Source organism: Microbacterium sp. MYb54 (genome assembly GCF_002979515.1).
Lineage (GTDB): Bacteria > Actinomycetota > Actinomycetes > Actinomycetales > Microbacteriaceae > Microbacterium.
The window spans coordinates 62047-75614 of record NZ_PCPA01000005.1 but is presented as its reverse complement, the minus strand read 5'-3'; the positions used below and the strand labels follow the sequence as shown (position 1 = coordinate 75614).

Below are 13568 nucleotides of genomic sequence, written 5' to 3'. Positions count from 1 at the left end.
CGTTCCGAGTGTGACGCTGGGGCGCACCGCACTGCGGCCGGAACCTGTTCTGCGGATCTCTCCGCAGGTTCCGGCCGCAGAAGCCCCTCCGATCCGGAAGAGTGGATGACATGGCTGAACACACCGACTCGCATGCTTCGGGGCGCACCGTCGTCCTCGCCGGAGCGACCAGCACGGCCGGCCTCGCCGTGACACGCGCCCTGGTCGCCGCGAACGCCCGCGTCATCGCCACCGGACGCTCGGCTGAGCGCCTGCAGGAGCTGTCGGACGCCGGGGCGCAGATCGAGGTCGCCGACGCGACATCTCTCGACGAGATGACCGCTCTGGCCACGCGCATCGGCCCTGTCGACGCGGTGGTGCCGCTGGTCGGCGGCTGGCGTGGAGGCGGAGGCCTTGCCGGACAGTCAGATGAGGACTTCGCCGCGCTGCTGCCGGCGCTCGAAGCCGTTCGCGCCACGAGCCGGGCGTTCGACGGCGCTCTGCGCGCCTCCGATGCCGGACGCTTCGCGATCGTCTCATCGACCGCCGTCGCACGTCCCCTCGCTGGTGGAGCGAACTACGCCGCGGTCAAAGCTGCGAGCGAGGCCTGGGCCAGGGCGGTCGCCCAGGGCTATGCCAAAGCCGCACGGGATGCCGGAGAGCCGCTGCGCGCGGCATCCGTCGTGCTCCGCGCCAAAGCACTCGATCCCGACGCCCTCGCTGCACGGATCATCGCGCTGTGGGACGAGGACGCCGCCGAACTCAACGACCGGGTGATCGACCTGGGTTGACCGCCGACCGTCACCGAGATTCGACCGTCACCGAGATTCGGGCGGCACCCCCGGGATGACCGGCGGGGCCTCAGCGTGCCTGGTTTCGACCACCTCGTCTTCGCGGGGGTCGACAGCGCCGTCGAGCGCCTGCTCGCCGGCGCCCTCCTCACCGTGATCGATCTGCTGCTCCGGAGCTTCGGCGTACAGCTCGGTGAGCTTGCGATAGGAGCGGGTGAAGAACGCCAACGTCGCGGCGACGACCATGATGAGTCCGGCGAACAGGCAGATGAGCGCGATTCCTCGCGCCTCCCCCTCGCCGAGCAGCCACCCCCACTGCTGCTGCCCCTGAGCGGTCTTCATGTAGGGGATGATCAGGAACTCGGCGATCGGCGCGATCAGGAAAGCGGTGAGCGGGGCTGCCGCCGCCTCCATCGCAGCGGCCACACCGAACACCCGGCCCTGCCGCTGGAAGGGCACGACCTTCTGGATCACGGTCTGCTCCGCAGCCTCGACCGGCGGCACCAGCGCCATGTAGATCCACATGCCGACCACGTACAGCGGCCACCACTCGCGCAGCATGAACACCGAGCCGAGCAGCCCCATCGCGATGACCACGAGCAGCATCGTGCGCATGGGCTTGGGGCCGAGCCCGAACTTCGCCACCAGCCCTCCACCGATCAGGAAGCCGGTCGAGGCGAACGCGAGTGCGAAGCCCCAGGTCTGCGCGTTGAAGAGCGTCAGCCCGTAAGGGTCCATGAGCGCCATGTAGACGCCGCCGATGAGGTTGTTGAACGTCGAGAAGATGATCAGGGCGAACAGCCCGGGCGCGAGCCGGATCGCCCGCACGCTGCCACGGAAGTCGAGAGCGCTCGACGCGTTCGGGTCGGGCTCGGGAGTGCCTTCGGGGATGCGCACGAACAGCAGGTGCGCGAAGGTGAGCGCCATGGCCGCGATCGCTATCGCAAGGGTCCACCCCATGCCGAGGAACCCGATCGAGAGGCCCGAGAACACGCTCGTGACGAGGAATGCGATGCCCTGCACCGTGCCGACGAGGCCGTTGGCGTTCGCGCGCTTGTCTGCAGGCACGAGCAGGGTGACCGTGGTGGAGAGGGCGATGTTGCGCAGCTGCTCGATCACGCCGCCGAACAGGATGATGCCCGAGAACACCCAGAACCAGGGCCCGCCGAGGTCGAGGAGCGCAGCCTCGGGCTGCCAGAGATAGAGGACCCCGGCGATGAGGAAGGCGACCGCCGAGATGACGCTCGAGAGCACCATGACAGTGTGCTTGCGATTGCGGTCGACGATCGTGCCGAAGGCCATCGCGAAGAACGCGACGAACAGCATGTAGGCCCCGCCGATGATGCCGGTGGCGAGCACCGACTGCGTCTCGATGTAAACCCAGAATGTGAGCGCGAACCAGAGGAAGCTCGTCGTCACGTTCGCGATGAGAGTGTTGACGAGAACGTTGGCGAAGGCCGTCTTCGCTGCGGTGCGCTCCATGCCATCGAGGGTAGGACCGGGCTCCGACATCCGGAACCCCCTCCCCGCACCGAGAGCGGCGCCCGGACAATTAGGCTGGGGAGGTGAGCATCCAGCATGACCCCGCGATCCGGGGCTTCGCCAGTGACAACTACTCCGGTATCCACCCCGAGATCCTCGCAGCGATCGTCGCGGCGAACGGGGGTCACCAGAGCGCCTACGGCGAGGATGCGTACACCGCCCGCCTGCAGGAGGTGTTCCGGGCGCACTTCGGCGAAGGCGTGGAGGCGTTCCCGGTGTTCAACGGCACCGGCGCGAACGTGACCGGCCTGCAGTCGATGCTGCCGCGCTGGGGTGCGGTGATCGCGGCATCCACCGCCCACATCAATGTCGACGAGGCTGCGGCCCCGGAGAAGATCGGCGGCTTCAAGCTGCTCACGGTCCCCACCGACGACGGCAAGCTCACCCCCGATCTCATCGACCGCGAGGCCTGGGGCTGGGGAGACGAGCACCGCGCACAGCCGCTGGTCGTCTCGATCACGCAGACCACCGAGCTCGGCACTCTGTACACAGCCGACGAGATCCGCACGATCGCCGACCACGTGCACGAGCGCGGTATGAAGCTGCACCTCGACGGGGCGCGCATCTCGAACGCGGCCGCCGCCCTCGACCTGCCGCTGCGGGCCTTCACCCGCGACGCCGGCGTCGACGTGCTCACCTTCGGCGGCACCAAGAACGGCGCGATGCTCGGCGAGGCGATCGTCGTGCTGAACCCCGAAGCCGCCGACGGCCTGAAGTACTCGCGCAAGTTCAACATGCAGCTCTCGTCGAAGATGCGCTTCGTCTCGGCACAGCTGATCGCACTGCTCGAGGGCGACCTCTGGCTGCGCAACGCCCAGCACGCGAACGCGATGGCCGTGCGCCTGCGGTCGGCGATCGAGGCCGGCATCGCCGACGGATCGATCCAGGGCGTCGGCTTCACCCAGCCCACGCAGTCCAACGGCGTGTTCGCGACGCTGCCTGACGGCGTCGCCGACCAACTGCGCGACTCGTTCCGCTTCTACGACTGGGATGCCGCCCGCAAGGAAGTGCGCTGGATGTGCGGGTTCGACACCGAGGAAGCCGACGTCGACGCATTCGTCGCCGAGCTCTCCCGCCTCACCAGGGGCTGAGGCGCAGCGCGGTCAGCGCAGGAGGCCGAGGCTCGCGAGAGCCTGACGGATGAGCGTGCCGCGGCCGTTCTCCATCTCGGCAGCGACCGCATCGGAACCCGCGGCCTCCGGTGAGAACCAGGTGACCTCCAGCGCGTCCTGACGCGGCTCGCACGTACCGGTCACCGGCACGACGAAGGCCAGCGACACGGCGTGCTGCCGATCGTCGTGGAACGCGCTCACACCGGGCATCGGGAAGTACTCGGCCACCGTGAACGGCAGCGGCTGAGGTGGCATCAGCGGGAACGCCATCGGACCGAGGTCGTTCTCGACGTGCCGGAAGAGGGCATCACGGACGGTCTCGCCGAAGCGGACGCGGCCGGAGACGATCGTGCGGGTCATCTCGCCCATCGGCGTGGAACGCAGCAGGATGCCGATCTCGGTCACCTGACCTGAGCCGTCGGTGCGCACCGGAATCGCCTCGACGTAGAGCATCGGCAGCCGGCGTCGGGCTTCTTCGAGCTCGAACTCGCTCAGCCAGCCCGGGTTCGCATCGGGTACGGGACGGTTCGCGTCCGGGAAGTCACCGAGACCATCGTCGTCGGGCTCCGGATCAGGATCAGGTGTGCGGACCGCCATGTGTCCTTTCTACCAGCCGCCCCTGCGAACCGACACCGCGTGCACGTCTGTCGTCCCTGGCAGGATGACGGTGTGAGTGAGAACCTGACGATCGACGACACCGCGACCAGATGGTCGACCCCCGAGCGCGGGCGGATGCCGCTGCTGGTGCTGCTGCACGGGTACGGCGCCGACGAGCACGACCTGTTCGGACTCGTCCCCTACCTTCCTGCGGGAATCGCGGTGGCGTCCGTCGCTGCTCCCCTCGCCCCGCCGTGGCCGATGCCCGGCCGGTCCTGGTACCCGATCGAAGGACTCGACGGGCGCAGCGCCGAGGCCGTGACCACCGCCGCGGAGGCCTTCTTGCGATGGCTCGACATCGCAGCGGGAGATGCCCCCTCGGTCGCCCTGCTGGGCTTCTCGCAAGGCGCAGCCGTGTCGCTGCAGGCTCTCCGCCTCGCCCCGGAGCGCTTCGGCGCCGTGGCGGTCCTGAGCGGCTACGCAGCGCCGGGCGAACTGCCGCACGATGAGGAGCTGGCCGAGCTGCGCCCACACGTGTTCTGGGGACGAGGCACGCACGACGACGTCATCCCGCCCGCGTTGATCGATCACACTGCCCAGTGGCTGCCCGCGCACTCGGAGCTGTCGGGTCGGGTGTACACGGGACTCACGCACAGCATCTCCGAAGAGGAACTGACCGACGTGAACCGGTTCCTCACGAAGTGGATCGACGGCATCGCCGCGAGCTGATCAGCGCTGCGGAGGATCCTCGTCTCCGGCGGATCCCTCACCGGCGTCTTCTTCGTCGTCTTCGCCACTCGGGCGCGAGCCTCTGCCCGAGCCCGTGAAAGCCACGGAGAACGCGACGCCGATCGCCACTCCGATGCCCAGTCCGAGTGCCCAGTTCTGCATCGCGGTGCCGAGTGAGACGCCGATCGCCACACCGAGGGCGAGACCGACGCCCATTCCCATGCGGGCACGCGACTCCTGTGGACTCGGATTCTGGTCTGCCATGCCTCCACGGTACGGACCCGTCGGCGTGACGGCATCCCCCACGCGACGGACGCTCAGGCGCGGACCAGGAAGGTCGCCTCGATCCCCCAGCCGAGGGGCTGCACCTGCTCCGTCGTCCAGCCCGCGGCGGCTGCGAGCTCTCCCAGCGCCTCGCTGGAGCGGAACGGCGCACCGGTCATGGCGAAGCCGATGACCTGCTGCTCCTCGACGCCCGGGCTGAGTGCGTCCGGCCTGCTCGATTCGAGGAGGATCACGCGTGCCGCGTGCGGCGCGAGCTCGTCGAGGAGATCGACGGCCTCGGCATCCGTCCGGTGCGCGAGAGCAAGAGCGAGCACCGCGACGTCGACCAGTCGACCGGTCCACCCGGCGGACGGATCCTGCCCCACCGCCTCGACGACGGCGTCGCGCACCCGCCCGTGCTCGTGCAGGGCGACACCGATGCCGCCGCGTCCACCGTCCTCGAAGGCGCCGAGAACCGCGGGGGCGCCAGGGCCGACGACGAGCAGGCTGGAGACGTCCTGCCACATCGGGTCCGCCACGAACCCGTCGAGCAGGTAGGCGAGCCGGCCCGCATCCTCGATGAGTTCCTCGACGTGCGCAGCATCCGATTGCGCCTGCGTCGCGAGCGTCGCGCCGTTCGCTCGCTCCCACGGAGAGACGCCGTCCCGCAGCGCGTGGTCGAGATCACGCAGCGCCAGCACGGCCTCCGCCTCGAGACCATCGAACTCCTCGCGATGATGCTCCTCGAGAAGGTCCTCACCGAAACGGCCGAGAGCGAGCGACTCGGCATCCCCGATGACCACTTCCGCGGAGGCGAGGAGGCCGCGCAGGGCCTCGATCGACCGGGCAGCCACCCCGAGCCTGGCCGCCAGATCCCGCACCGACAGCGGACCCTCGGCGAGAGCATCCACGATGCCGAGCCGCACGGCCGCTCGCACGACGAGCCATGGCACGGGCGATGCCGGTTCGGACACGGGTGGCAGCGCGTGCTCCGCCGCATCGGCTCCCTCGGAGACGGTCTCGGCGTGCCAGTAGCCCGTGATGTTGATGCGCTCCTTCGCGAGCCCCCGCTCACGTTGCAGGTAGCGCCTCACCGGCAGCAGCGCGCGGCTCTCCGCCGCCGCCCATGCGTAGCCCGCGCCATCCTCCGGAAGCACGAGGGCTCGCACGGCCGCTTCCAGAGCAGCCGCGTCGCCGGCCGGTGCGGTCGCCCAGGTCACGGTGTCGCCCTCCCGCAGGTTCAGCTCCTGCTGAGCGGTCTCCTCCTCGACCACCACGAGCACGTGCGCGACGGCGTCGGTCGGGCGTTCGTCGAGGAACCGCCCCACCGCCGGCAGGCCGGTCTCATCGGCGATCAGCACGATCCAGTCGAGCTCCTGCGGCAACCGCAGCGACGACTTCGGTCCGACGAAGCACAGGTCGTCACCGGGTGCGGCCGACTGCGCCCACGTCGCGGCGGGTCCGTCGCCGTGCAGCACGAAGTCGAGCGCCATCTCCCCGGCTGCGGCATCCACCCAGCGCGGCGTGTAGTCGCGGGCGAGCCGGTTCTCGGCGGCCGTCCACTCGATGCCGTGCGGCAACTGGATGGGCAGCGCCGATTCCAGATCGTCGTCTGAGGCGAAGATCAGCTTGATGTGGTCGTCGAAGCCGGGAGCGGCGAAGGTCCGGTGAGTGTGCCCGTCGACGACGGTCTCCCCGAGCGCCTCCCCGCCGACGACGATGCGCCGCATTCGAGGGGTGATCTCCTCGATGCGGCGCACCGTCACGCGGCGCACGACCAGCGGATGCGAAGTGAATGCGCGCTGTGCCATCTCAGCCGAACAGCTCCTCGATGATGCCGAGCAGAGCGAGCGACTCGTCGTAGTCACCACGGGCCACCCAGTAGGGCAGCACGTGGGCGGAGCCGCTCTGGAACGCCGGGAGCGCGGCGAGGACCGGGTTCTCCGACAACGTGTCGATGTCGCCGATGTCGGTGTTGAAGCCGGTGATGAAGACCGTGGGCTGCGTGATGACCTGCCCCACCTGCTCGGTCGACAGCTCGAAGGAGTCGCCACCGGGGGTGTACGGCTCGTAGTCGCCCTCGGCGAAGATCGGCGCGGACTCGATGCCGACGGCGTCGAACACCACGGGAAGCCCCATGTCCTCGCGGGCGACGTACACCGTGCCGTCGGGAAGGATCGACAGGAATGCGGACGGAGCGGTCGGCACCGTGATGTTCGCGGCGACCTCGGCCACGCGGTCCTCGTAGGCGGCGAGCGCCTCGTCATAGACCTCGCCCTTGTCGAAGACGTCGTCGGCGAGGAATGAGTACTGGTCCTGCCAGGTCCCCTTGTCGCCGCTGACGAGAACGGTGGGGGCGATGTCACTCAGGTCGTCATAGGCATCGGTGGCGAGGAACAGCGGGAAACCGATTCCACCGCCGATGATCAGGTCGGGCTCGAGAGCGAGGATCGCCTCGAGGTCGAACCCGTCAGCACTCCATGTGATGAACTCGGTGCCCTGCTTCTCGGCGTCTTCCGCCCAGAAGTCCGAGAACGACGCCTCATAGCCGAAGTCCGCGGAGGTGAGGGCCGCCACCGGCACGTCGAGGTCATACAGGTAGCCGGCGAGGGCGTGATTCAGCACGACGACCTTCTGCGGGTCGGCGGGGATGGTGACCTCGCCCTGTTCGGTGGTGACGACGCGGGTCGTGGCGTCGCCGGATGCACCTGCACCCGATTCGGGGGCGGGATCGGTGGCGCACGATGCCAGTGCGAACAGGGCGACCACGGGGAGCGCAGCGAGGAGACGGATGGATCTGGACATGGAGACCTCGGGGATCGACGGATGCGGGATGACCCGACGGGCACGCGGCGGACGGGCGCTGCTCGGGTAAGGTAAGGCTATTCTCACTAACCGGTCGATCCGTGACGCATGCGACATCGACGCTGACGGATACGACATGTCTCGGAGGAGAACAGCGTGCGATCCACCGCTCTCGCCGGCACCGTCCCGGAGAACTCGATCCGCTTCCTCGGACACGACACCCACGAGCACGACGAACCCCACGTCGTCTACGTCGTGACCGGCTCGGCGGTGCTGACCGTCGACGGCGTCGACATCCCCCTGCGCCGACACGAAGCGGTATGGATGCAGCCGCACGTCCCGCACGCCGTGCGCATTCGCGAGGGCGGGACGGTCCTCGGTCCCATCCTGGAGGACGAGGCCGCCCCTTCGGTGCGCGTGCGCGTTCTCGGAGTGGTGCCCGCGCTCGTCGACGTCATGACCACAGCTCTCGTGGCGGCGCCCAGCACCGACGAGCAGATCCTGCCGTTCCGTCGGGCGATCGCCCGTGTTCTGCATGCCGTATCGCGACCTTACTTCCCGGTCGTCTACCCCGAACATCCGGCCGCTCGCCGGCTCGCGAAGGATGCCCTGCGCCTCCCGCTCCCCCTCGAGGAGTTGGCCGCCCGCCATCGGATGAGCGCGCGCCAGGTGCAGCGCATCTTCGTCGCCGAGACCGGCTGGTCGTTCTCCCGCTGGCGCGGACGGACTCGAATGAACGCAGCCGTCGCCCATCTGGTCGGCGGCGGCGACCTGGCCACGGCCGCGCGGCTCTCCGGGTTCGGCACCAGGGCAGGGCTCGTGAAGGCCCTCAGCAGGGAGACCGGGATCACGGCCGACCGTCTGACAGCCGACCCCCGCGCTGCCCTCGCACAGTCCTGAACCGCGCGGAGCGACCGTCGGAAGCTGTTAGCGTTTCGGCGTCCAGAGGAGCCCCATGACCACCGCCACGCGCACCGCACCGGCCTCCGACGCCGGCGTTCGGCAGACGCGCACCCGGCGTCGTGTCTTCGGGCTGATCGTCTCCCTGGTCCTGCTCGCTTCGCTCTGCGTGCTCAGTGTGGTCGTGGGGTCAGCCGCGCTGCCCCTCGATGTGGTCTGGCAGGCCTTCGTCGCCCCGGACGGATCGGTGAGTCAGGTCACGGTCACCAGCGCGCGCGTCGATCGCACGGTGCTCGGCATCCTGGTGGGCGTCGCGCTGGGCATCTCCGGTGCGCTCATCCAGGCCCTCACCCGCAACCCCTTGGCCGACCCCGGCATCCTGGGGGTGAACGCCGGGGCGGGCTTCGCGGTCACACTGGCCGTGGCCTTCCTCGGGATCACCCGGATCGACCAGTACCTGCCGTTCGCCTTCGTCGGTGCCATCGCGGCGTCCGCGCTCGTATACCTCGCGGCGGGTGCCGGTCGCGGATCGGGATCTCCGGTTCGACTGACCCTCGTCGGAGTGGCCTTCGCCGCCGTGCTCACCGGGTTCTCACACACGCTCGCACTCATCGACACCGAGACCTTCGACCGGATGCGCTTCTGGGGCGCGGGAACGCTCGCCGACCGCCCGGCCGGCACGATCGACGCAATCCTCGTACCCCTCGCGCTCGGACTCCTGATCGCCGCTTTCTGCGTGCGTCCGCTCAATGCCCTCGCCCTGGGCGAAGACACCGCCAGGGCCGTGGGGGTGCGGCTCGGCGCGACACGGGTGGGGGTCGTGCTGGCGGTCGCCCTGCTGTGCGGAGCCGCGACGGCCGCCGCCGGTCCACTCGTCTTCGTCGGTCTCGTCATCCCCCACGCCGTGCGCTGGATCACGGGCCCGGACTGGATCTGGATCACGCTCTACTCGGCGGTGCTCGCACCGGCGCTGGTGCTCAGTGCCGACATCCTCGGCCGCATCGTCGTGATCCCCGCCGAGCTGCAGGTCGGGGTGGTGCTGCCGCTGATCGGCGCCCCGGTGCTCATCGCCCTGGTCCGCGGCCGGAAGGCGAAGGCACTGTGAGCGCGGTGCTCGTCTTCCGCGCCGGCCCGCTCTCGATGCGCACCACCCGGCGGATGCTCCTGGTCTGCGCCGCGCTCGTCGCGGTCGCCCTCTGCGTGGCGGTGTGGGCGATGACCCTCGGCAGCTACGGCGTGAGCGCAGGAGAGGTGATCGGCTCGTTCCTCGGCCGGACCGACGGCGCAGTGCGCAAGGTCGTCATCGAGTGGCGGGCGCCCCGCGTCATCGCGGCACTGCTGTTCGGCGCCGCTCTCGGCATCGCGGGCAGCATCTTCCAGTCCCTCACCCGCAACCCTCTGGGGAGCCCCGACGTGATCGGCTTCAGCACCGGGTCGTACACCGGCGTGATCCTGATGATGCTGACCGGTGCGACCGGGTATGCCGCCTATGCCGCCGGCGCTCTGGTCGGCGGTGTGCTGACGGCAGCGCTCGTCTACGTGCTGGCGTTCCGGCGAGGCATGCAGGGCTTCCGCCTCATCATCGTCGGTATCGCGATGGGCGCGCTCCTGAACTCACTCAACACGTGGTTCAGTACCAGGGCCGATGTCGACCTCGCCCTTCGCGCGGCCGTGTGGGGTGCCGGCTCCCTTGCAGCAGTCGACTGGACCACGCTCGGATTCGCCGCGATCGCCATCGTCGCCGTGCTGCTGTGCGCACCGGCAGCGCAGCGGCGGATGCGACGACTCGAGCTCGGCGACGACGCCGCGGCCATGCTCGGCATCCCGCTCGAACGCACCAGAGGCATGCTCATGCTGCTCGGCGTCGCAGCGGTCGCAGCGGTCACCGCCGCCGCAGGGCCGATCGCCTTCGTGGCTCTCGCCGCCCCGCAGATCGGGCAGCGGTTGACCGGACGAGGCACCTCGGTCGATCTCGTCGGAGCAGCACTGACCGGGTCGGTACTGCTGCTCGTCGCAGATGTGATCGCCCAGCATGCGATCCCCGACGTCACACTGCCGACCGGCGCGGTGACCATCTGCATCGGCGGGATCTATCTGCTCGCGCTGCTCATGCGCGAGAGCAGGCGCTTCACCGGAGGAGGACGACGATGACACGACTGGCAACCGAAGCGCTGCGCGTGGGCTACGGCGGGCGGGGCGTACTCGACGGCCTCGACGTGCACATCCCCGATGGGGAGCTCACCGTGATCGTGGGCCCGAACGCCTGCGGAAAGTCGACTCTGCTGCGCGCCCTCGCCCGGCTGCTGCCGGCCACAGGAGGGCGCGTGCTCCTCGACGGCGGCGACATCACTCGGTTGTCCACCAAGGAGGTGGCGCGGCGGATGGGTCTGCTCCCCCAGAGTCCGCTCGCCCCGGAGGGCATCACCGTGGCCGACCTTGTCGGTCGCGGCCGCTACCCCCATCAGAGCGTGCTCTCCAGCTGGTCGACGGAGGACGAGCGTGCGGTCGCCGAGGCGATGGCCGCCACGAACGTCACCGACCTCGCGGAACGCAACGTCGACGAGCTCTCCGGCGGGCAGCGCCAGCGCGCCTGGATCGCGATGGCGCTGGCCCAGGAGACCCCGATCCTGCTGTTGGACGAGCCGACGACCTTTCTCGACATCGGCCACCAGATCGAGGTGCTCGAACTGGTCACGCGTCTGCATCGGGAAGGGCGGACCGTCGTCGTCGTTCTGCACGACATCAACCAGGCCGCCCGCTACGCCTCGCACCTGATCGCGATGAAAGGCGGGCGCATCGTCGCCGAGGGCGATCCTCGCGACATCGTCGACGCGCCACTGCTCACCGAGCTGTTCGACCTCGAGGCGCGGGTGATCGCCGACCCCGACACGGGTGCCCCCGTCGTGCTGCCCGGCCGCTGAACCCCTTCTGCTGAAACCCGGACCGACACGCCCGGGGTTGCGAGAAGCCGACACGCCCGGGTATCGTCGGGGAGTCCTGTCCGCCGTGTCTGGAAGTCCTTTGATCTGATCCGTCGCCTCCGCGCTCCTCTTTCCGCGCGCTGACCCGACGATCGCCGACTCCACGGCAGACCTCCCCCTCTCGCGACGTTCTCTGCGTCCCGTCGAGGCCTGGCAGAGGTCCGGTTTCAGTGCACCCTTCGCACTCGACAGGAGACACTCATGTCAAACCCCACCCTTCATGCATCGGTCACCCTCGACCACCTCACCTTCACCTGGCCGGACGGCACGGTAGCCCTCGACGGCGTCTCCGGAGCGTTCGGTTCCGGGCGCACGGGCCTCGTCGGACGCAACGGCGCGGGCAAGTCCACGCTGTTGCGACTGATGGCCGGCGAACTCGAACCGTCTTCCGGCTTCGTCGTGACATCCGGTGAGGTCGCGTACCTGCCGCAGCAGCTGACACTCGACGTCGACCGTCGGGTCGCAGACCTCCTCGGTGTGTCCGCGGCGCTCGACGCCGTGCGGGCGATCACCGCGGGCGACGTCGACCCCGCCCACTTCGACACGGTCGGCGACGACTGGGACATCGAGGCGCGCGCCGAGGCGTCACTCGCCGAAGCCGGCCTCGACCCGGAGTTCCTCGACCGCAGGGTGGGCGAGCTTTCGGGCGGAGAGTCGGTGCTCGTCGCGATCGCCGGCATCCGCCTGCGCCGTGCGCCGATCACGCTCCTCGACGAGCCGACCAACAACCTCGATCGCGACGCCAGGGCGAAGCTCGCGGCGATGGTGCGCGCCTGGAAGGGCACGCTCATCGTCGTGAGTCACGACCTGTCGCTGCTCGAGCTGATGGACGACACCGCCGAGCTCTACGCGCAGACGCTGAGCGTGTTCGGCGGCCCGTATTCGCAATGGCGTGCCTGGTTGGACACCGAGCAGGATGCTGCGAGGCAGGCCGAGGTCACAGCCGCCCAGGCGCTTCGCAAGGAGAAGCGCCAGCGGATCGAAGCCGAGGTGAAGCTCGCCCACCGCACACGCACCGCGAAGAAGGCGGAAGTCGAGAAGCGCGTCCCGAAGATCGTCGCCCACGGCCGCAAGATGGCCGCCGAGGTGTCGGCGGGCAAGCTCCGCACCGAGGTCGGAGCGAAGGAGGATGCCGCACGTTCGGTCCTCGACGAGGCAGGACGCCGCGTGCGCTCCGACGCCTCGATGAAGATCGAGCTGCCGGATCCACTGGTGTCTCGCAGCCGCCGGATCGCGACGATCGGCGATGAGGAGCGGGCCTGGGTGATCCAGGGACCGGAGCGCGTCGCTCTGATCGGCCGGAACGGTGCGGGCAAGACCACGCTTCTGGAGCGGCTGGTCGGGGGAGGTGCTCCGGCCGGGGGTGCGCTGCATGCCGAGGCCCACACCGACCTGATCGGCTACCTGCCGCAGCGGATCGACGGCCTCGACGAGCAGCGCACGGTGTTCGAGAACATCGCCGCCGCGGCACCGCACGTGCCGGAGAAGGAGCTGCGCAACCGCCTCGCCCGGTTCCTGATCCGAGGGGCCACCGCGGAGCGACCGGTCGCGGCCCTCTCCGGTGGCGAGCGCTTCCGCGTCGCTCTGGCGAAGCTGCTGCTCGCCGACCCGGCGCCACATCTCGTGGTGCTCGACGAGCCGACGAACAACCTCGACCTCGACACGGTCGGCCAGCTCGTCGAAGCCCTCCGCGCCTACCGGGGCGCCGTGCTCATCGTGAGTCACGACGATGCTTTCCTGCGGCGGCTCGACCTCGATCTGACGCTCGAGATCGACGCCGAAGGTGCGCTTCAGGAGGTCTCGCTGGAGCAGTGAGGTCGATGGAGCGACGATGCCGGGTGCCGGGGAGCGATCTCCTCGGCACCCGG

The 13568-nt window shown here is 69.5% G+C and carries 13 protein-coding genes; 8 read left to right on the top strand and 5 right to left on the bottom strand.

Going from position 1 to position 13568, the window contains the following annotated elements; translation table 11 throughout:
- Window positions 1-110 precede the first annotated feature (110 nt).
- On the top strand, window positions 111-770 hold the full coding sequence (locus CQ040_RS07330) for an SDR family oxidoreductase (protein ID WP_105526270.1): 660 nt from the start codon (window positions 111-113) through the stop codon (window positions 768-770).
- A gap of 27 nt (window positions 771-797) precedes the next feature.
- Here CQ040_RS07330 and CQ040_RS07325 read toward each other — a convergent pair whose 3' ends face one another.
- The gene (locus tag CQ040_RS07325; protein WP_105526271.1) at window positions 798-2252 is read right to left on the bottom strand and encodes an MFS transporter; all 1455 of its coding nucleotides are present in this window, start codon (window positions 2250-2252) and stop codon (window positions 798-800) included.
- 83 nt (window positions 2253-2335) lie between these two features.
- Here CQ040_RS07325 and CQ040_RS07320 point away from each other — a divergent pair, with 83 nt between their 5' ends.
- Window positions 2336-3403 carry a low specificity L-threonine aldolase gene (locus tag CQ040_RS07320; protein WP_105526272.1) on the top strand — a complete coding sequence of 356 codons (1068 nt, stop codon included), beginning with the start codon at window positions 2336-2338 and terminating at the stop codon, window positions 3401-3403.
- A 12-nt stretch (window positions 3404-3415) separates the two neighbouring features.
- Here CQ040_RS07320 and CQ040_RS07315 read toward each other — a convergent pair whose 3' ends face one another.
- Complete coding sequence (locus tag CQ040_RS07315; RefSeq protein ID WP_105526273.1) at window positions 3416-4021, bottom strand: NUDIX hydrolase family protein; 606 nt, start codon at window positions 4019-4021, stop codon at window positions 3416-3418.
- Window positions 4022-4093: 72 nt separating this feature from the next.
- On the opposite strand from CQ040_RS07315, the gene CQ040_RS07310 reads away from it, so the two are divergent.
- Window positions 4094-4750 carry an alpha/beta hydrolase gene (locus CQ040_RS07310; protein WP_258131240.1) on the top strand — a complete coding sequence of 219 codons (657 nt, stop codon included), beginning with the start codon at window positions 4094-4096 and terminating at the stop codon, window positions 4748-4750.
- Here the strand turns inward: CQ040_RS07310 and CQ040_RS07305 are convergent, their stop codons facing one another.
- The 3 genes from CQ040_RS07305 to CQ040_RS07295 are packed head-to-tail and all read right to left on the bottom strand — an operon-like array spanning window position 4751 to window position 7819.
- The gene (locus CQ040_RS07305) at window positions 4751-5014 is read right to left on the bottom strand and encodes a hypothetical protein (protein ID WP_105526274.1); all 264 of its coding nucleotides are present in this window, start codon (window positions 5012-5014) and stop codon (window positions 4751-4753) included. It lies immediately after the preceding gene.
- A 53-nt stretch (window positions 5015-5067) separates the two neighbouring features.
- Window positions 5068-6825, bottom strand: a complete 1758-nt coding sequence (locus tag CQ040_RS07300) for a siderophore-interacting protein (protein WP_105526275.1) — start codon at window positions 6823-6825, stop codon at window positions 5068-5070.
- A gap of 1 nt (window position 6826) precedes the next feature.
- On the bottom strand, window positions 6827-7819 hold the full coding sequence (locus CQ040_RS07295) for an ABC transporter substrate-binding protein (RefSeq protein ID WP_105526276.1): 993 nt from the start codon (window positions 7817-7819) through the stop codon (window positions 6827-6829).
- 156 nt (window positions 7820-7975) lie between these two features.
- On the opposite strand from CQ040_RS07295, the gene CQ040_RS07290 reads away from it, so the two are divergent.
- From CQ040_RS07290 to CQ040_RS07270, 5 genes are all read left to right on the top strand, one after another.
- The gene (locus CQ040_RS07290) at window positions 7976-8719 is read left to right on the top strand and encodes an AraC family transcriptional regulator (protein WP_105526277.1); all 744 of its coding nucleotides are present in this window, start codon (window positions 7976-7978) and stop codon (window positions 8717-8719) included.
- A 55-nt stretch (window positions 8720-8774) separates the two neighbouring features.
- Window positions 8775-9824, top strand: a complete 1050-nt coding sequence (locus CQ040_RS07285; RefSeq protein ID WP_105526278.1) for an iron chelate uptake ABC transporter family permease subunit — start codon at window positions 8775-8777, stop codon at window positions 9822-9824.
- Complete coding sequence (locus CQ040_RS07280) at window positions 9821-10870, top strand: iron chelate uptake ABC transporter family permease subunit (protein WP_105526279.1); 1050 nt, start codon at window positions 9821-9823, stop codon at window positions 10868-10870. The genes CQ040_RS07285 and CQ040_RS07280 overlap by 4 nt, the downstream gene beginning before the upstream one ends.
- Window positions 10867-11640 carry an ABC transporter ATP-binding protein gene (locus CQ040_RS07275; RefSeq protein ID WP_105526280.1) on the top strand — a complete coding sequence of 258 codons (774 nt, stop codon included), beginning with the start codon at window positions 10867-10869 and terminating at the stop codon, window positions 11638-11640. The genes CQ040_RS07280 and CQ040_RS07275 overlap by 4 nt, the downstream gene beginning before the upstream one ends.
- A gap of 261 nt (window positions 11641-11901) precedes the next feature.
- The gene (locus CQ040_RS07270; RefSeq protein WP_105526281.1) at window positions 11902-13515 is read left to right on the top strand and encodes an ABC-F family ATP-binding cassette domain-containing protein; all 1614 of its coding nucleotides are present in this window, start codon (window positions 11902-11904) and stop codon (window positions 13513-13515) included.
- The last annotated feature ends 53 nt before the right edge of the window (window positions 13516-13568 follow it).

What these genes read in the sequence shown, in the direction of transcription:
- CQ040_RS07330 (WP_105526270.1), top strand. Translation starts at nt 111, where the DNA reads ATGGCTGAACACACCGACTCGCATGCTTCGGGGCGCACCGTCGTCCTC.
- CQ040_RS07325 (WP_105526271.1), bottom strand. Translation starts at nt 2,252, where the DNA reads ATGGAGCGCACCGCAGCGAAGACGGCCTTCGCCAACGTTCTCGTCAAC.
- CQ040_RS07315 (WP_105526273.1), bottom strand. Translation starts at nt 4,021, where the DNA reads ATGGCGGTCCGCACACCTGATCCTGATCCGGAGCCCGACGACGATGGT.
- CQ040_RS07305 (WP_105526274.1), bottom strand. Translation starts at nt 5,014, where the DNA reads ATGGCAGACCAGAATCCGAGTCCACAGGAGTCGCGTGCCCGCATGGGA.
- CQ040_RS07300 (WP_105526275.1), bottom strand. Translation starts at nt 6,825, where the DNA reads ATGGCACAGCGCGCATTCACTTCGCATCCGCTGGTCGTGCGCCGCGTG.
- CQ040_RS07295 (WP_105526276.1), bottom strand. Translation starts at nt 7,819, where the DNA reads ATGTCCAGATCCATCCGTCTCCTCGCTGCGCTCCCCGTGGTCGCCCTG.
- CQ040_RS07285 (WP_105526278.1), top strand. Translation starts at nt 8,775, where the DNA reads ATGACCACCGCCACGCGCACCGCACCGGCCTCCGACGCCGGCGTTCGG.
- CQ040_RS07275 (WP_105526280.1), top strand. Translation starts at nt 10,867, where the DNA reads ATGACACGACTGGCAACCGAAGCGCTGCGCGTGGGCTACGGCGGGCGG.
- CQ040_RS07270 (WP_105526281.1), top strand. Translation starts at nt 11,902, where the DNA reads ATGTCAAACCCCACCCTTCATGCATCGGTCACCCTCGACCACCTCACC.